We start from the raw sequence: 17,199 nt of genomic DNA on the forward strand, positions 1-17,199 counted from the left end.
AAGGCCTGGCGTTAGCATGTCGCGATTCAATCTCGAAAACAGCATTGCCCAGTTGACAAAACTATAGGAACACCCCCCTGTACGTGTGGCGCCAGGGCCATGCGCTCGAAAGCGTTGCCCAAACGCATGGTTCATCCGCACAAAGCCCATGGTCGCTATGGGCAAACATCGGTGCGCCTGCACATGGCTTTGAGTCTGTTTTCGAGCGAAAGTATGGCTGTCGATACGCATGCAATTCGCATGAAGTCCGGGTTCGTCCAAGAGTCCTATAAAGGAGGATTCGCATGAAACAGTTAGAGACCGACGTCGTTGTCGTTGCCGCGGGTCTGAGTGGCCTTGCCGCAGCGGTCGCTGCAGCCGAGGCAGGCGCTCGCGTCATTGCCCTAGAGAAGGCCCCCATTACCGGTGGCGCCGCCAACATGGGCATGGGGCCTGCCGCCGCTGGCTCTCCGCTTCAGAAGGCTTCGATGATCGAGGTCACGCCTGGCGAGCTCTTCCGTCGCCATATGTTCTACACCCATTACCAGGTCGATGCTCGCCTGGTGCGCGACTACTACTTTAAGTCGGGCGATACCATCGCATGGCTGCAGGATATGGGCGTGGTGTTTAACTCCGTGCGTCCGGCGTTCCGCGCCCGCGAGCGCACGCGCGCCTATTCCGACGGCGAGTACACCTGGCATGTCGTGCAGCCCGAGGATGGCTCGGAGCCCGGTCCTCGCGCGGCGACCACGATGACCAAGCGCATGACCGAGCGTGCCCAGGACCTGGGTGTCGAGTTTATGTTTGAGTGCCCGGGCACCGGCCTTATCAAGGGCGAGGACGGCGCCATCTGCGGCGTGACCGCCAAGGACAAGGACGGCGAGGAGTACCAAATCTCGTGCAAGTCTGCGATTGTCGCTACGGGCGGTTTTGGCCACAACGCTAAGCTCATCAAGGAGAAGCTCGACTTTGAGTGGGGTAAAGACCTGTTCTCGTTTGCCATTCCGGGCATGGACGGCGACGGCATCAACATGTGCCACGAGGTCGGCGGCGGCCACACCCCGGTGACCATGGAGCTCATGTATCAGATCCCCGACAACATGAACCACTTCTATGTCGAGGGCGCATTCCGTCAGCCGTGCTACTGGTGCAACCGCCTGGGCGAGCGCTTTATGCCGGAGGACGAGATCTTCAACACCACCTTTGTCGGCAACGCCATCAACCATCTTCCCGGCAAGGTCGCCTATGCCATCTTTGATTCCCGCATGCTCAAGCACTGGAAGAAGGATGGCCCGGATATCGTCAGCCACGTTCATCCGCACGACCTGTACGACGGCTTTGAGGAGCAGTGGAACCGCGACCTGGAGGCTGGCTACCCGGCGATTTGCCAGGCCGATACGCTGGAGGAGCTTGCCGAGAAGGCGGGTATCGACGTGGAGGGCCTGCTCGCCAACGTCGACGAGTACAACGAGATGTGCGACAACGGCTGGGACGACATCTTTGAGAAAGAGCGCGAGTTTATGAAGCCGCTCGAGAAGGGCCCCTTCTATTGCTGCAAGCAGTACTGTGGCGCCTACGGCACCCTGGGCGGCGTGCTCATTAACCACAAGATGGAGGTCATGACCGACGACTACGAGGTCATCCCTGGCCTGTACTGCGTTGGCACCGATGCCTGCACCATCTATGGCGACTCCTATAACTACTGCATTCCGGGTAACACCATGGGCTTCTGCCTTAACTCGGGTCGCATCGCCGGCGAAAACGCCGCCGCAGCCCTCTTTGAGGACGCGGGCGACGAGGAGTGGTCGTAACACCGCAGCTGTTCGCGCCTGCAGACACCCACGCGTTGGGTGCGGGCGGGGATTTGCCCTACAAGCGAGGCGCTCGGGATCGCTTTGGTCCCGGGCGCCTTTCTGGACAAGAGCGACGTTTTGAGGGGAACGAATGAAGCTAACGATTAATGGAGCCGAGGTCGAGGCACGCGAAGGGCAAAATGTCCTGGAAGCCGCGCTCGATGCCGGTATCTATATTCCGCATCTGTGTAAACATCCCGATCTTGAGGCCGTCGGCGGATGCCGTCTGTGCATGGTCGAGATCGAAGGCCAAGATGAGCCGGTGTGTGCCTGCAAGACGCAGGTTGCCGAGGGAATGGTCGTCAACACGACAGGCGAGCAGGCCGAGCGCGTGCGCAAGCTGGCAATGGAGCTTATCTTGGCCACGCATCCCGCCGATTGCACCGGCTGCCCCAAGTACGGCAAGTGCGAGCTGCAGTCTATGTATCAGTACATGGGAGTTTCGCCTGCGCGCTGGCGCACCAAGAGCCGTCCGGTCGCCACGGACGAATCGAACCCGCTGATCACCCATATGTTCACCCGCTGCATTCGGTGCGGTCGCTGCGTGCGCGCGTGCCGCGAGCTGCGCGGCGCCGGCGTCTTGGACTACCAGCGCACCGAGGACGGCATTCGCATTGGTACGGACGGCAGCGTGAGTCTGCAAGAGGCCGGATGCCGTTTTTGCGGTGCCTGTATCGAAGTGTGTCCCACGGGCTCGATCGTCGACACGCTCGATATGTTCGATGAGAACAAGTCCTATGCCGACAACGTGGTCCCCTGTCGCTCGGGCTGTCCCGCCCACGTGGATATCCCACGCTACCTGCGTCACATCCGTAACGGCGAGTACACCCGAGCCGCCGCGGTGGTGCGCGAGAAGGTCCCGTTCCCCGAGAGCCTGGGCGACATTTGCGTCCATAGCTGCCAGGATGCCTGCAAGCGCAACGAGCTCAACGGCACGCCGGTTTCGGTTTGCCGTCTTAAGCGCGCCGCGGCCGTGCGCGATGCGGGCGACTGGAAGGCCAACGTGCGCCATGAGCCGCTGAGCGGCAAGAGCGTCGCCGTTGTGGGTGCCGGTCCCGCCGGCTTGACCGCCGCACTCTATTGCGCCGAGAAGGGCCACAAGGTCGTGGTGTTCGAGGCCAACGAGAAGGTCGGCGGCCAGATGCGCTACGGCATTCCGGCGTATCGCCTGCCCGATGCCACGGTCGATGCCGAGGTTGCGACGATTTTAGAGATTGCCCAGGGTGATGACGCCGAGCCGCGCATTGAGCTGCGCTGTGGCGAGCGAATCGCCGAGCCCCAGGCGCTTTTGGAGCAGGGCTTCGATGCCGCGCTGGTTGCGGTGGGCACGCATGACGGAACGGTGCTTCCCATGCCCGGCCACGACCTCGAAGGCGTGCTGCGTAACACCGATTTTCTGAAGGCCGCCCGTATGGGCAGCGCCCCGGACCTGACGGGCAAGCGCGTCGTGGTGCTTGGCGGCGGCAACGTGGCGTACGACTGCGCCCGCACTGCCGTGCGTCTGGGTGCCGCCTCGGTCGATGTCGCCTGCCTTGAGGCCCAAGACGCGATGACCTCGACGCCCGAGGAGCGTGCCGAGGCCGCCGAGGAAGGCGTGGTCCTGCACGATGCCTATGCCTTTACCAGCATTAACGAGACCGAGGACGGTTCGGGCAAGGTCGGTTCCATGACGATCCGCAAGATCGAGCGGTTCTACTTTGACGAGAACCACCGCGCCGTCACCGAACTGCTCGACGGCGGCGAGAAGACCATCGATGCCGACTGCGTGATCTTTGCCGTGGGTCAAAAGCCCGAGGGCACGGCCCAGATGGGCCTTGAGCTTACGCACGGCCCGTATATCGTGGCCGATACCGAAGGCAAGACGAGCGTTGAAGGCATCTGGTCGGCGGGCGACTGCGTGACGGGTACCAAATCGGTGATCGCGGCAATCGCTGCAGGTCGCACGTGCGCCTCGGCCATCGACCGCGCTTTGGGTGGCGATGGCAACATCGACGAGGAGCTGACCGAGCATGATGCTCCCGAGCAGTGGATTGGCCGCGTCCCCGAGGGCTTCTACGACGATGCCGTGCAGCCCGAGTTTGTCGATGCCCAGACGCGTAAGGATAACTTCGATACGTTTGAGTGCCCCTATACCGACCATGAGGCTACGTGCGAGGCGAGCCGCTGCTTGCAGTGCGATTTGCGCCTAACGATCAGTACGCCGCGCCTGTGGAACGAATACTAGGAAAGGAGCGATAACCCATGACGATCATCAACTTTATGCCTGCGCATAAGCAGGCTCCCGTCGCGCTCTGGCTCCTTAAGAAGGACGTGGCGGCCGCTGCGGAAAAAATTGCAGGGGCCGGTGCCCAGGCGGTTTTGGTACCGGCAGGCGATGAGGTCTCTGCCGCGCTCGCGGATGCGTTGGGCGAGTCCTGCCGCGTGATCGAGTGCGACCCGAGCCTGGGCTTTGTCTATGCCAACGGTTCGGCCGCGGCCAAGATGCTCGACGGCGAAAAGCCTCTCCCATCTTGCTGCGAGGGCGATGGCGCCGACCGCTGCCTGAGCGGATCAGAGTTACTTGCCGCCGAAGGCAAGCGCTGGGTGTGGATTGACGGGGCCGAGGAGCCCGTTGAGGTCGACCGTGTCGTGAGTGCGGAATCCCTGGTTGCCGCGGCGGGCGCCGACGACGCTAAAGCGGTGGGGATTGGCTATCCCAGCGGTCTGCTGCTGAGGCCCGATGACACCTCAAAGATTGAGCTATGCAGCGACTACGTGCGCGTCTACACCGCCAAAAACTGCATGGCAAAGGCGCTTTTGGACATTTGCACGCTCTATCGTCACGAGAGCTGCGGACGCTGTGTCTTTGGCTACGAGGGCTCGCATCAGATTGCAACGATTCTTGCCGATATCTGCCGCAAGAAGGGCAAGCCGGGTGACTTGGCGCTCCTTCGCGACCTTTGCCCCGTGATGCAGGCGCAGTGCCTGTGCGAGCAGGGTCGCGTGCTGGCGCGCACGGTGCAGTCGTTCCTCGACCTGTTCGAGGGCGAGATTATGCAGCACACCACCAAGAAGGTCTGTGCCGCCGGGGAATGCCAGGCATTCTTGACCTTCCATATCCTCGCCTCCAAATGCCAGGCATGCAACAAGTGTGTCGATTCGGACGTTTGCGAGGAGGACGCGATTCTGGGAAGGCCGCGGTTCATCCACGTGATCGACCAAAAGGCTTGCACCCAGTGCGGTGCCTGCCTGGATATCTGCGACAACGGCGCGATCGTCACGGCTGGGGCCGTCAAGCCCAAGTGCCCGCCCAAACCCATTCCCTTTAAGCGCAAATAAGAGCGCCGACCCCTTCCGTTTTGTCCCTTGTAGGCATGCGGGAGGGGCCTTTGTTTATCTGCACGAGGTATTCCGCAAATACCGAGCGGGCCTTGGTTGCCTGGACGGTGCGCATGTTTTACGTCTGCCGTACGCTTTTTGCGAAGTACACACGGGCAGAATCCGTGTCCAAAATGCTCTGGAGAGGAGCGACCATGTCGTTTAAAGTGATGGCGATTTGTGCCGGCAGGCACGGTGGCAACGGCGAGGCTTTGGCCAAAGAGGCCCTTTGCGCGGTGCGCGAGGCTGGCGGCGAGGTCGAGCTGATCAATTTGTTCGACTATAACATCTTGCCCTGCACCGGTTGCGAGGGCTGCACCATGCAGATGGGAAAGATGGGCGCCGGCCTGCAAAAGGAATATCACGGCTGCGTTCTTAAAAACAAAGACGATGTAGATGCGATTATTCGCGAACTGCAGACCTGCCAGGGCGTGATCTTCTCGGTTCCGACCTACGACCTTACGCCCAGCTCGGTGTACACCCGCTTTGCCCAGCGCTTCTTGGCATACGAGCTTTCGTTCTTGCTTGCCATCGGTGCCGTAAAGGAGAATCCGCATACCGTTGCCGGCCTCATCTCCGTCGGCGGCTCCATGCACGATTGGCAGTCCCTGGCACTGGAGAGCCTGCAGGCGACTATGTTTACCATGTCGATGACTGTCGTCGATCGCTATATGGCGCAGCGCGACGGCCGCCCGGGCAATGCTTTTGTGTGGGGAGACGACGTGGAGTGGGGTGGACAGGTCGCCCGCGCCCACAAGATGGGCGAGAACATCGTCAAGGCCATTCGCACGCCTGTTGACGAGCGCTGCTGGCTGGGCGATCCGGATGACGGCGTGTGTCCCAACTGCCACAGCTCCCTGGTGTACCCCGGCGACAAGCATTGGGATGGGGTCGAGTTTCCCTGGGAGTGTGCGGTCTGCGGCGCGGGCGGCGATATCGTAACCGACGAGCGCACCGGTCGCCCCAAGCTCAAGATTGCCGAGAACGGCCTGATTCGCGACCGCAACGACGACCACGCGCGCGCCGAGCACCTCAACGAGATCAACAAGACCCGCGACGAGTTCTTCGCCCATATGGACGAAGTAAAGCCGCTCATGGAAAAGTACGCCAAGATGACGTTCCCCACGCTGGAGATTAAGCGCGACTAGTTTTGCCCAAGCCCCGCCCGGCCTACTTGCGGCAGTGCAGGTCGGCGCTGGTGCGGGGCTTAATCCTCGGCTCAAGAAAGCCAAGGTAGATTAGGGTGCGAATCGAGAGGTGGAACAAAAAGAGGTCCTCTCCCGATGCCAAGTCGTTACCGGTGATTTCCTTTATGCGGTTAATGCGATAGAGCAGCGTGTTTTTGTGAAGCGACAAGATCGCGGCGGTGCGCACCGTGTTACAGCTGTGCTGCATAAAGGCAAAGAGCGTCTCGACCAGCTCGGAATCGTGCGACTGGTCATGCTTCCAAAGTGCCCAGATTGCCGGATGGCAGTAGTTTATAAGGTTGATGTGGTCATTGCAGATGTCGAGCATTTCCATGTAGGTGTATTCGCAATAGCGATACACATGGGTGTCTTCGAGGATTTTGGTAAAGGTCGAGCCGTATCGAATGGCGGCGCGTGCCTGATTGAGGTGCGAACGCACATCGGTTGCCTGGGAAAACTCGTTGCTGATGCCAATGAACAAATTGTTCGTGGCAGCAACGCGGGCAAGGACCGCCTCATCGTTGGCGGGTAGCTGCGTGGAGGGCGGACGGCTTACCAGCGCCACGAGCTCACCTTCGTACATGGTGATAAGGCTATGGTGCAGTAGCGGCTGCAATTGTCCTCGGATGCTCTCCGCCTCGCGCGCCTCGAGCTGGGAATCTTTTTTGAGCAGGCATACAACGTAGAGGGCGGGAAGCGGCGCAAAGCCGACGAGCTGCATTTTGCGTGTGCAGGTGATGGGGTTGGGGATTTCGTCGTCCAGGAGGCGCGAGAGAAAATATGGCCCCTGTTGCGGGCCGCCCAACGAAAGAAAGCCGCCTTTCTGCAGTTCTTGCGCGAGCAGTCGGACAAAGAACTCAAAGACCTCGCGATCGCTATCGCCAAAGGCGTGATTGCGTTCGATCATCATTGCCCGGCCCAGACACGTGCCGTGCACCTTGATCGCATCGGTCATGGTGTTGAGGCGGAACATGTCGTTATAGCGTGTAAGCGGGCCTGTCGAGCGGGCAATCTCCTCGTCTAAGCCGCATTTGATGATGTATCGCACGGCTTCGTCCTGCAGCATGTCGCCTTCGGAGAGCTCGGCGCGGGTGATGGCTGCAAAGGGGGAGTCGTCGGCATCGTCAAGTTCAAAGCCGCCGCGGGCAGCGTAGCGGTAGACGGGATCGACGACGAGCACCGGGTTGCCCATAACGGTAGAGGCCGTTTGCGTGAGGTTCTTGAGCCCCGTGTCGTTCAAGAGCGCCTCGAGCAGCGCTTGCTTTGCGGTAGACGTATCGGTGGTACTCGGTTGCATGGGTGTCCCTTCTGCCGCGTCTTCGCCGTAGTCGACGCGTGACCAAATTATTATCGCAGGCTGTGCAGTATTAGGTTGTTTAAAAAGGTGAGTGTGGCGGTCGTTTCCTCGAACGGGGACGGTGTCGTTGTTGTTGGGGTTGTCTCGATCTGTAACAGGTGGGTCCGGTTTTGGTCTGTAGTTGTTACAGATTGAGATGTTTCGGCAGGACGGTCTTCGTTTGTCTAAATCTGTAACACGAGGGACGGTTTTTACTGAGTAACTGTTACAGATCTAGATCTTTCGGCAGGCTAGATTGGTTTGTCTCAATCTGTAACAGTTGCTCGGCAAAATAGGGTCTTACTGTTACAGATCGAGACAAACCGACGGGCCGCCCCGCCCCATCCACCTGCCGCTGCCTGCTGTCTGCCGATTTCCGTTGCGCCACTGTGCCCCCATGCCATATCCTCTAGACAACTACGCGGCAACATCGCCGCCGCGCCTACAAGAGAGGAATGTCCATGACCGCACCCGCATCCAAACTGCTCCAGCCCATTACGGTTGGCCCCCTTGAGCTCAAGAACCGCATTATGTTCCCGCCGCTGACCACCGGCTACGAGGAGCGCGACGGTTCCATTGGCGAGCGCAGCCTGGCTTTTTACGAGCGCCTGGCCCGTGGCGGCGTGAGCTACATCGTCATCGGCGACGTTGCTCCTGTTATGACCGCAAGCCCCACGCCCAAGTTAGCGACCGACGCCCAGATCCCCACGTTTAAGGCGCTGGCCGACGCCGTTCACAAGCACGGCGCCAAGGTCGCGCTGCAGCTGTTTCACCCCGAGTACGACGTGCCCGGCGTCGGCCGCATGGTCATGGGTTCCATGGCCGCCGCCAAGGCTGCGCAGGAGGCCAAGGCCGCCGGCGACGAGGAGACCTTTGCCGCCAAGATGGCCGAGTCCAACGAGATCCGCAAGCAGGCCTACGCCAAGCTGCACCACGACATGCAGCACTTTGTGAACGAGGCGAGCGTAGAGCAGCTCACCCAGATCAAGGAGGCCATCGCTGCCTCGGCCGCCCGCGCGCAGCAGGCCGGCATCGACGCCATCGAGGTTCACGGCGACCGTCTGGTGGGTTCGCTGTGCTCGGCCATCCTCAACCAGCGCACCGACGAGTACGGTGGCTCGTTCGAGAACCGCGTTCGCTATGCGCTCGAGGTCGTCGCCGCCATTAAGGAAGCCGCGCCGCAGCTGATGGTGGAGTACAAGCTCCCCGTGATCATGGAGAACCCCGACGGCACGCCGCGCGGCAAGGGCGGCCTGCAGCCCGATGAGGCCTGCGAGTTTGCCAAGCTGCTCGAGGGCGCCGGCATCGACATGATCCAGGTTGCACAGGCCAACCATACCGGCAACATGGGCGACACCATTCCGCCCATGGGCGCCATGCCCTACAACTGGACGCTGCCCGTGGCCGAGCGCGTCAAGGCCCTGGTCTCCGTGCCGGTGGCCACTGTCGGCCGTGTTGTTTCGGTCGAGGCCGGCGAGAAGATTCTGGAAGACGGTTCGGCCGATATCATCGCGTACGGCCGCTCGCTCATGTGCGACCCCGACATTGCGCTGAAGGCCGCCACGGGTGAGCCCATTCGCGAGTGCCTCAATTGCAACAAGGGCTGCGTCGACGCGATTCAAAACCGCAAGTACATCTCGTGCGTGCTCAATGCCGAGAACGGCGACGAGGCGACCATCGCCATCAAGCCGGGCGAGGGCGACAAGAAGGTCGCCGTGGTGGGCGGCGGTATTGCCGGCTTGGAGGCCGCGCGCGTGGCGGCCAAGCGCGGCTACGACGTGACCGTCTATGAGGCGAGCGATCACTTGGGCGGCCAGATTGTGCTGGCAGCCGCGCCTCCGCGCAAGGACGAGATCATGCGCTCGGTCGAGTACTACGAGAAGATTCTGCCCGGCCTGGGCGTGAAGGTCGAGCTCAACCATGCCGCTACGGCCGAGGATCTCAACGCCGCCGACGCCGCGATTGTGGCCGTGGGCGCACACGACGTGGTCATCCCCGTTCCGGGTGCCGACTCGGACAAGGTCGTCTCGAGCTGGGACGTGCTGGCCGGCAAGGTGGAGCTCAGCGGGCGCGTTGCCGTCATTGGCGGTGGCCTGGTGGGCACCGAGACTGCCGAGTACCTGCTGCAGCACGGCTGCGAGGTGGCGATCGTCGAGATGCTCGACAAGATTGCCGCGGGCGAGTCCGAGACCATTCTGCCGCTGATCATGAGCGACTTCGCCGCCCACAACGTGGAACAGCACGTTAAGACCCGCCTGACCGCCGTTACCGACGAGGGCGTGGAGGCCGTGCACACCACCGAGGACGGCCCCGAGGAGCCGGTGAAGATCGCCTGCGATTACGTGGTGATGGCCGTGGGCTCCAAGGCCAACGCGTTTGACCTGGATGGCGTGACGGTGCCCGTGACCTGCGTGGGCGACTGCTCGGGCGAGCGCACCGCCGACATTGCGAGCGCCATTCGCACGGCGTATCACGCGGCCAACGAGCTGTAGTTGAACATCGCGGCCAGGCGGGGCGGTAGCACGGATCCGCCTCGCCCGGCTGTGTCCCGTCGGGTGTCAACCGGTGCGGGGCCTGCAAGCGCAGCAGGCCCCGCCCTTTTTGTTTTGCTTCGGTGGATGGCAATGCGCGGTAATCATGAGGAGTAAGGACGTCTACTGCCTTGCCGATTACTCAAAATTATTGGGGGAGGGGTTAATAACTATATCCTCTATGCCAAAGGACATAAAGAGGTGTCAATTATGTTGACAGGCGAATGACGATTGGCTGCGAGTCAGCTACCAGCGTAAATAATCGATAAAGAAATGTCGTAAATTGGTGCCAAATGCCCAGATAACGCCGCGTCTATTTTAATTAACTGCTTTGAGCAAACAGTAAAATGCTACTATCTAACATGCACGTAAGAAAGCAGATTAACGGTTAAGGCTAAGAAGTGGCAGGTATGTCGGAAGCAACAAGGACTCGCACGCATGCGCCCGAGGTTAGGCAGCGCGCCGTCGAGGTCCTCCAAGAGGGGGTCGGTCATCGCGCCCTCGCCGCGGAGCTCGGCATTCCCCAGGCCACGGCTCGTCAGTGGGCCCGCGCATATGCCGTGGGCGGTGCCGACGCCGTTCTCAACGCCGGTTCGCATCATCACACCTATTCGTACGAAGTTAAGCTCGCCGTGGTCAAGGACCGCTTGGAAAACGGCTTAACGGTTCGCGAGGCCATGATCAAGCACAAGATTCCTAGCGAGTCTTCGGTCAAGGCTTGGTGCCGTCAGTACCGCGAGAGCGGTGAGTCCGCACTGGTCGATAAGCCGCGCGGTCGCAAGCCGCGCGTTAAAAAGGCGGAATAGCAAACGGGATGGTGCACCCACAGGGGCGCATTTTTCTTGCCGCCCCTCTGCTCCAATGCGGGCGTGCCCTTACCCCGTACGCCTAAAACTCCCCAGTTGACCGAAAACCCGCCGCCGCTACTCCTCAATTGAGCTATAACGTTAAACAATTGCAGCGTTTTAGCATGGGGGAGTGATGGTATGACGCTACTGTATTTCCTTACCCTGTTTCCGCTGGTACCGGCGCTGGGCATGCTGCTCGCGCGCGGTGACCGCGCCCGCGATGCGGCGGGGCTCATAGGCTCCGGCATTATTATGGCGGTGACAGTTGTAGTCGCCGTCATGTTTTTTGGCACGGGTCCGCAGAGCTTTGAGGTTGCCCCCGGCACCTCGCATGTGCTCTCGATCATCAGTTCCGTTATCGACGTCATCCTGTGCGCTGTCATCCTGTACAACGCGTACAAATATAGGAACGCGCTCACCACGGTGCTCGGCATAGTCCAGCTGGTGGGCTCGCTCGCCTTTGCAGCCATGACGCTGCCCGCGGCCGAAGCCGTCACGGCAACGCCACTCTACCTGGACTACATGAGCGTGATCATGGTCCTCGCCGTCGGCATCGTTGGCAGTCTAATCTGCTTGTATGCCCTGGGCTACATGAAGGACTTCCAGGCCCATGACGAGCACGAGGCCGTGCTGCGCGGGCAGACCGCGCCCGACCGTCGCCCGCAGTTCCTGGCGCTCATGTTCCTGTTCCTCTCGGCCATGTTCGTCATCGTGACGAGCGACAACCTTGAGTGGCTGTTCTGCGGCTGGGAAATCACCACCGTGTGTTCGTTCCTTATGATTGGCTACACGCGTACGCCCGAGGCCATCAAGAACGCCTTTACCCAAATCATCCTCAACATGCTGGGCGGCATCGCGTTTTTGGCCGGACTTATGTATCTGCACGTTAACGGCATGCCGCTGACCATCTCGGGCATGATCGAGCTTTCCGGCACCGGAACCGCGCAGTCCGCGCTGCTGGTGATGCCGGTCATCCTGTTGTCGCTCGCCGCGCTCACCAAGGCCGCACAGATGCCGTTCCACACTTGGCTGTTGGGTGCCATGGTTGCACCCACTCCCACGAGCGCCCTGCTGCACTCGTCAACCATGGTCAAAGCCGGCGTGTTCCTGATGGTCAAGCTGAGCCCACTCTATGCCATCTACCCCGTGACCGGCTTTATGGTCACGAGTGTGGGCGCCATCACGTTTTTGCTCGCTGCCCTCATGGCCATCTCGCAGAGCAATGCCAAACGCGTGCTCGCGTACTCCACCATTTCCAACTTGGGCCTCATCAGCGCCTGCTTGGGTGTCGGCGCGCCCGAGGCCGTGTGGGCCGCCATCTTCCTGATCCTGTTCCACACGGTGGCAAAGTCGCTGCTGTTCCTGTGCGTGGGCACGGCCGAGCATCATATCGGCAGCCGCGATATCGAGGACATGGATGGCATGTTCAGCCGCATGCCGCACCTGACGCGCCTGATGATGCTGGGTATCATGGGCATGTTTGTGGCGCCGTTTGGCATGCTCGTGTCCAAGTGGGGCGCCCTGGTGGCGTTTGCGCAGACCGGCAACGTGCTCATGATCATGGTGCTTGCCTTTGGCTCGGCCGCGACCTTCTTCTTCTGGGGCAAGTGGCTTGCTAAGCTTTCGGGCGTCGATCCCACGGCTCAAAACGTTGAGGTCAATGTCCATAAGACCGAATGGATGGCCCTCAACACCATCGCCGCGCTGCTGATTCTGTGCTGCGTGGCGTTCCCGGTTATCTCGAGCGGTCTGGTGTCGCCTTACTTGGCCATGGTGTTTGGCCGCGTGCCGTACGTTATTGGCAAGGATGCCATGTATCTGATGGTGGTTATCGTGGCGTTTATCGCCGTGGTGCTGCTGACTTCATTCCGCGTGAGCAACAAACCGCACGTAAACGTATATCTTTCGGGCGTGGGAACCGACAAATACCGCCATTTCCGCGGCTCGATGGGACACGAGGTGAAGGCCGAAAAGCGCAATTGGTACTCGGAGGACGCCCTTGGCGAGAAGCGTATTGGCCCCGCGGGTAGTGTTGTTTGCTGTGCCATCATCCTGTTTGCGCTGCTGTGCTGCGCGTGGATTGGGCCCGAGAGACTCGCCATGAGTGCGCCCTCGGTGCTGCGCGGCAAGTATTTTGAAGGCTCGGGCGTCGTGGGCATTTTTATTGGCACCGTGGCGTTTGCCTTGATTGCGCCGCTTGTGGGCGGCCTGATCGACGGCGTTGACCGCAAACTTTCGGCTCGCATGCAGGGCCGCGTGGGCCCGCGCTTGCTGCAGCCCTTCTACGACGTTGCCAAGCTGCTGCGCAAGGCTCCCGCCAGCGTAAACACCATGGACGATACCTATATGGCGTGCGCGCTCGTCTTTACCGTGGTGGGCGGCGGCATCTTTGTGTCGGGCTCCAACACGCTGCTGTGCGCCTTTATGGTTACGCTCGCCGCGATCTTTGTGGTGCTGGCGTCCGCCTCGACGCAAAGCCCGTTTGCCCAGGTTGGCGCCGACCGTGAGTTGCTGCAGGTTATGAGTTACGAGCCCGCCGTTCTGCTGATGAGCGTGGGCCTGTACCTTGCCACCGACAGCTTCGATTCCATCGCCGTGACGGGGCAGCCGGTCCCCATCATCGTGTACAGCGCGCCCATTTTCCTCGCGCTGCTCGCGGTGCTTACCATCAAGCTGCGCAAGTCGCCGTTCGATTTTTCGTATTCGCATCACGCGCATCAGGAGATCGTCCAGGGCGTCGCCACCGAGATGAGCGGCGGCACGCTGGCCAAGATGACCCTTATGCACTGGTGCGAGACCGTACTGTTTTTGATGTGGGTGGGCATGTTCTTTGTTTGGGACAACCCCGTGAGCTGGGTCGTAGCCCTGGTCGTGATGGTCGCGACGTACTTTGTCGAGGTGCTGATCGACAACACCTTCGCCCGTAGCACCTGGCGCAGCTGCTTTAAGCTCGGCTGGGGCGTGGCGCTGGTGTTTGGCCTGCTCAACCTTATGCCCATCCTCGTCGACGTGTTTATTTAGGAGGCGGCATCCATGGATCATAAAATGTCGCGCTCGCCGTGGGTTATTCATTACGACGGTTCGAGCTGCAACGGATGCGATATCGAGGTGCTGGCCTCGCTCACGCCGCTGTTCGATGCGGAGCGCTTTGGCGTGGTCAATACCGGCAACCCCAAGCATGCGGACATCTTTTTGGTGACGGGCTCGGTCAACGCTCAGAACTTGCCTGTCGTGCGCCAGATTTACAACCAGATGCTCGAGCCCAAGTGCGTGGTGGCGTGCGGCATCTGCGCGTGTTCGGGCGGTGTATTCCGCGATGCCTATAACGTGATCGGCGGCGTGGACCGAGCGATTCCCGTGGACGTGTACGCGCCCGGGTGCGCCATTCGCCCCGAGACGGTGATCGATGCCATCGTGGAGGCGTGCGGCATCCTGGACCAGAAGGAGGCCGTGATGCGCGCTGGCGGTGACCCGCTTACCGTGGGCGGCGCTGCTACCTGGGACGGTGGCGTTGAGCTGGGCGAGGACGGGTTTGTGACTGCGGGGGCCGGGACTGACGGTGCCGGTGACGCGCATGCCGGGAAGCCTGCTGCGCCCGCCGCTGGCGACGCACCTGCTGAGACTCCCGCCGCTGCAAAGGAGGTCGAGTAATGCAAAAGGCTATCTATACCACCGTCGGGATTGACAAGCTCCTGCCGCATGTCCAGGCGCTCAAGGGCGTCGGCGCGCGCTTTGTGCAAATGCACGCCGAGCGCAATGTCGACGATGGCACGTATCGCCTGGTCTATACGTTTATCAACGTTCGCTCTGCTCAGGAGCATATTGCGCAGGATGGCAGCTATCCGATCGAGAACCTGGTGGTTGAGGGAATTGATCGGTACCAGGAGATTCCGTCCATCAGCTCGTACTATCCGGCGATATTCCCGTTTGAAAACGAAGCGCACGACCTATTCGGTCTTGCCATCACCGATATGCAGATCGACTTTAAGGGCTTTTTCTACCAGGTCTCGACTGCCGAGCCCATGAGCGTTATCACGCCCGAGGTGAAGGCTGCGCGAGAGAAAGCCATGAAGGTCCGTGCCGCTGCCGAGGCCAAGGCGCGCAAAGCCGCGGCAGAGAAGGCTGCCGCCACCACGGCCGCCGCGGGGAAGGGCGCTGCCAGCGCCGGCGATGCCGCGGGCGCCGCTGCTCAGCCCGCTGCGGCTGCCGGCTCCGATGCTCAACACGATGAAGCTGCCGCGAAGGCCGCGCTCAAGGCTGCCGAGATGGAGGCAAAGCTCGCCGCCATGGATCCCGAGAAAGCGGCCAAGGTCCGCGCGGCGCTTGCCGCCAAGGCCGCCCGCGACAAGCAGAAAAAGGAGGCGTAAAGTCCATGGCACATCGCTCCGTTATTCCGTTTGGCCCGCAGCACCCGGTGCTGCCCGAGCCGCTTCATCTGGACCTGGTGATCGAGGACGACCGCGTCATCGAGGCAATTCCGCAGATCGGCTTTGTGCACCGCGGACTCGAGAAGCTCACCGAAAAGCGCGATATGCATCAGTTTGGCTACATCGCCGAGCGCATCTGCGGCATCTGCGCCGTGGGTCACAGCTACGGCTATGCCAGCGCTTGCGAGCGCATGCTCGACATCGAGGTGCCCGGCCGCGTGCAGTATATCCGCACCATTCTGCATGAGCTTTCGCGCATTCACTCGCATCTGCTGTGGCTGGGCCTGCTCGCCGATGCCTTTGGCTTCGAGGCGCTGTTCTATCGTTCGTGGACCCTGCGCGAGCAGATTCTCAAGATCTTTGAGAGCACGTGCGGTGGTCGCGTGATTCTGTCGATCAACGAGATCGGCGGCCTTAAGCACGACATTGAGGACTCCGAGCTGGCCGGCATTGTCCAGACGCTCGACGCCATGCGCCCCGACTACGAGGCCCTGGTGCATACGTTTTTGGACGACGACAGCTGTGGCGAGCGTCTGCATGGCGTGGGCGTGATCAGCAAGAAAGATGCGCTGGAGCTTTCGATGGTCGGCCCGTTTGGGCGCGCCTCGGGCGTGGACTACGACGTGCGCATGTTCGGCGACGGTGCCTATGCGGACCTGGCTGCGTTTGAGCCCATCGTTGCTACCGATGGCGATTGCTATGCCCGCTGCCAGGTGCGTTGTGCCGAGGTCACGCAGGCTATGGACATCATCAAGGAGCTTGTGGGCAAGATTCCGCACGACGGTATCGGCGGGCGCACCAAGCTTACGCCGGCCGACGGCGCGCGCGGCGAGATTGTGATTGAGCAGCCGCGCGGCGAGGCGTATTACTATGTGCGCGGTAACGGTACCAAGAACCTAGACCGCTTTCGCGTACGCACGCCGACGTCGCAAAACCTGGCGGGTCTGACGCATGCGCTGCAGGGCGTGCTCATTGCCAACGTGCCCATGATTATCCTGACCATCGACCCCTGCATTAGCTGCACGGAAAGGTAGGCGCGGCATGAGTTTGCTGACATTTGCCAAGACGGCCTTGGGTTCTATGGTCAAGCAGCCGGTCACGGTGTGCTATCCGCAGGAGAAGCTCGCGGCACCCGAGCGCCTGCGTGGGCATATCGTCAACGACATGGATGTGTGCATCTGCTGCGGCATGTGCGCGCGCCGCTGCCCGGCGGGCGCGCTCGCGGTCGATCGCAAGGGCGGTACCTGGTCGATTGACCCGTACGCCTGCGTGGTGTGCGGCGAGTGCATCGAAAGCTGCCCCAAGCACTGCCTGACTATGGACACCGCCCGTACTCCGGTTGCGGCGGATAAGACTCCCACGGTAGAAACCAAGCCGGAATAGCGCGAAAACGGGGCCGGTGGGGCAAAATTGCCCCACCGGCCCCGCGCGTGAACGCGTGTGCGGGCCGCCACGCGACCCGTCCAGCCCGAAAATGACCCGTCTGCCACGAAATGGGCCCATCTACTACGTTTAAGCCGCTACCCTCAACCATGGCGAAAAACGCAAAAGCAAAACTGCAGGTAGAACGTCTGCGATTTTGCATGAAAAGCGGATATGGTCGGGGGTATCGAGTCAAACGTAGTAGATGGACCGATTTCGTGGCGGGCGCTGTCAGCCGATCTCCGCGGGCGGAAGAAAA

12 protein-coding genes are annotated in these 17,199 nt (G+C 61.2%); 11 read left to right on the forward strand and 1 reads right to left on the reverse strand.

What is annotated here, in order from left to right; translation table 11 throughout:
- Positions 1-284 precede the first annotated feature (284 nt).
- The 4 genes from ACESSC_RS07960 to ACESSC_RS07975 all read left to right on the forward strand — a co-directional run bounded on the left by ACESSC_RS07960 (position 285) and on the right by ACESSC_RS07975 (position 6,337).
- Complete coding sequence (locus ACESSC_RS07960; RefSeq protein ID WP_055251513.1) at positions 285-1,790, forward strand: FAD-dependent oxidoreductase; 1,506 nt, start codon at positions 285-287, stop codon at positions 1,788-1,790.
- Positions 1,791-1,923: 133 nt separating this feature from the next.
- Entirely contained in the window at positions 1,924-4,056 is a 2,133-nt protein-coding gene (locus tag ACESSC_RS07965; RefSeq protein WP_373162343.1) for an FAD-dependent oxidoreductase, read from the forward strand.
- A 17-nt stretch (positions 4,057-4,073) separates the two neighbouring features.
- Complete coding sequence (locus ACESSC_RS07970; protein WP_055251508.1) at positions 4,074-5,150, forward strand: NADH-ubiquinone oxidoreductase-F iron-sulfur binding region domain-containing protein; 1,077 nt, start codon at positions 4,074-4,076, stop codon at positions 5,148-5,150.
- Positions 5,151-5,344: 194 nt separating this feature from the next.
- The gene (locus ACESSC_RS07975) at positions 5,345-6,337 is read left to right on the forward strand and encodes a flavodoxin family protein (RefSeq protein ID WP_373162344.1); all 993 of its coding nucleotides are present in this window, start codon (positions 5,345-5,347) and stop codon (positions 6,335-6,337) included.
- A gap of 22 nt (positions 6,338-6,359) precedes the next feature.
- Here the strand turns inward: ACESSC_RS07975 and ACESSC_RS07980 are convergent, their stop codons facing one another.
- Complete coding sequence (locus ACESSC_RS07980; RefSeq protein WP_373162346.1) at positions 6,360-7,673, reverse strand: PucR family transcriptional regulator; 1,314 nt, start codon at positions 7,671-7,673, stop codon at positions 6,360-6,362.
- A 500-nt stretch (positions 7,674-8,173) separates the two neighbouring features.
- On the opposite strand from ACESSC_RS07980, the gene bilR reads away from it, so the two are divergent.
- The 7 genes from bilR to ACESSC_RS08015 all read left to right on the forward strand — a co-directional run bounded on the left by bilR (position 8,174) and on the right by ACESSC_RS08015 (position 16,901).
- Positions 8,174-10,204, forward strand: a complete 2,031-nt coding sequence (gene bilR, locus ACESSC_RS07985) for a bilirubin reductase, long form (RefSeq protein ID WP_233540044.1) — start codon at positions 8,174-8,176, stop codon at positions 10,202-10,204.
- Positions 10,205-10,653: 449 nt separating this feature from the next.
- A complete protein-coding gene (locus ACESSC_RS07990; protein ID WP_117564058.1) occupies positions 10,654-11,049 on the forward strand; it encodes a helix-turn-helix domain-containing protein in 396 nt (131 codons plus the stop codon).
- Positions 11,050-11,229: 180 nt separating this feature from the next.
- On the forward strand, positions 11,230-14,112 hold the full coding sequence (locus tag ACESSC_RS07995; RefSeq protein ID WP_373162348.1) for a proton-conducting transporter transmembrane domain-containing protein: 2,883 nt from the start codon (positions 11,230-11,232) through the stop codon (positions 14,110-14,112).
- Between the two features lie 12 nt (positions 14,113-14,124).
- Positions 14,125-14,742: an NADH-quinone oxidoreductase subunit B family protein gene (locus ACESSC_RS08000; RefSeq protein ID WP_373162350.1), complete on the forward strand. Its 618-nt coding sequence runs from the start codon at positions 14,125-14,127 to the stop codon at positions 14,740-14,742.
- Positions 14,742-15,458 (forward strand): NADH-quinone oxidoreductase subunit C, encoded by a 717-nt coding sequence (locus ACESSC_RS08005; protein ID WP_373162352.1) that lies wholly within the window; start codon positions 14,742-14,744, stop codon positions 15,456-15,458. The genes ACESSC_RS08000 and ACESSC_RS08005 overlap by 1 nt, the downstream gene beginning before the upstream one ends.
- 5 nt (positions 15,459-15,463) lie before the next feature.
- The gene (locus ACESSC_RS08010; RefSeq protein ID WP_373162354.1) at positions 15,464-16,552 is read left to right on the forward strand and encodes a hydrogenase large subunit; all 1,089 of its coding nucleotides are present in this window, start codon (positions 15,464-15,466) and stop codon (positions 16,550-16,552) included.
- Between the two features lie 7 nt (positions 16,553-16,559).
- Positions 16,560-16,901, forward strand: a complete 342-nt coding sequence (locus ACESSC_RS08015; protein ID WP_055251494.1) for a 4Fe-4S dicluster domain-containing protein — start codon at positions 16,560-16,562, stop codon at positions 16,899-16,901.
- The last annotated feature ends 298 nt before the right edge of the window (positions 16,902-17,199 follow it).

Origin of the sequence: Collinsella aerofaciens (genome assembly GCF_964243765.1) — a bacterium.
GTDB classification, from domain to species: Bacteria; Actinomycetota; Coriobacteriia; order Coriobacteriales; family Coriobacteriaceae; genus Collinsella; species Collinsella aerofaciens_BU.

Excerpts from the sequence above, each read along its gene's own strand:
- ACESSC_RS07960 (WP_055251513.1), top strand. The coding sequence starts at position 285 with ATGAAACAGTTAGAGACCGACGTCGTTGTCGTTGCCGCGGGTCTGAGT.
- ACESSC_RS07965 (WP_373162343.1), top strand. The coding sequence starts at position 1,924 with ATGAAGCTAACGATTAATGGAGCCGAGGTCGAGGCACGCGAAGGGCAA.
- ACESSC_RS07970 (WP_055251508.1), top strand. The coding sequence starts at position 4,074 with ATGACGATCATCAACTTTATGCCTGCGCATAAGCAGGCTCCCGTCGCG.
- ACESSC_RS07975 (WP_373162344.1), top strand. The coding sequence starts at position 5,345 with ATGTCGTTTAAAGTGATGGCGATTTGTGCCGGCAGGCACGGTGGCAAC.
- ACESSC_RS07980 (WP_373162346.1), bottom strand. The coding sequence starts at position 7,673 with ATGCAACCGAGTACCACCGATACGTCTACCGCAAAGCAAGCGCTGCTC.
- bilR (WP_233540044.1), top strand. The coding sequence starts at position 8,174 with ATGACCGCACCCGCATCCAAACTGCTCCAGCCCATTACGGTTGGCCCC.
- ACESSC_RS07990 (WP_117564058.1), top strand. The coding sequence starts at position 10,654 with ATGTCGGAAGCAACAAGGACTCGCACGCATGCGCCCGAGGTTAGGCAG.
- ACESSC_RS07995 (WP_373162348.1), top strand. The coding sequence starts at position 11,230 with ATGACGCTACTGTATTTCCTTACCCTGTTTCCGCTGGTACCGGCGCTG.
- ACESSC_RS08000 (WP_373162350.1), top strand. The coding sequence starts at position 14,125 with ATGGATCATAAAATGTCGCGCTCGCCGTGGGTTATTCATTACGACGGT.
- ACESSC_RS08005 (WP_373162352.1), top strand. The coding sequence starts at position 14,742 with ATGCAAAAGGCTATCTATACCACCGTCGGGATTGACAAGCTCCTGCCG.
- ACESSC_RS08010 (WP_373162354.1), top strand. The coding sequence starts at position 15,464 with ATGGCACATCGCTCCGTTATTCCGTTTGGCCCGCAGCACCCGGTGCTG.
- ACESSC_RS08015 (WP_055251494.1), top strand. The coding sequence starts at position 16,560 with ATGAGTTTGCTGACATTTGCCAAGACGGCCTTGGGTTCTATGGTCAAG.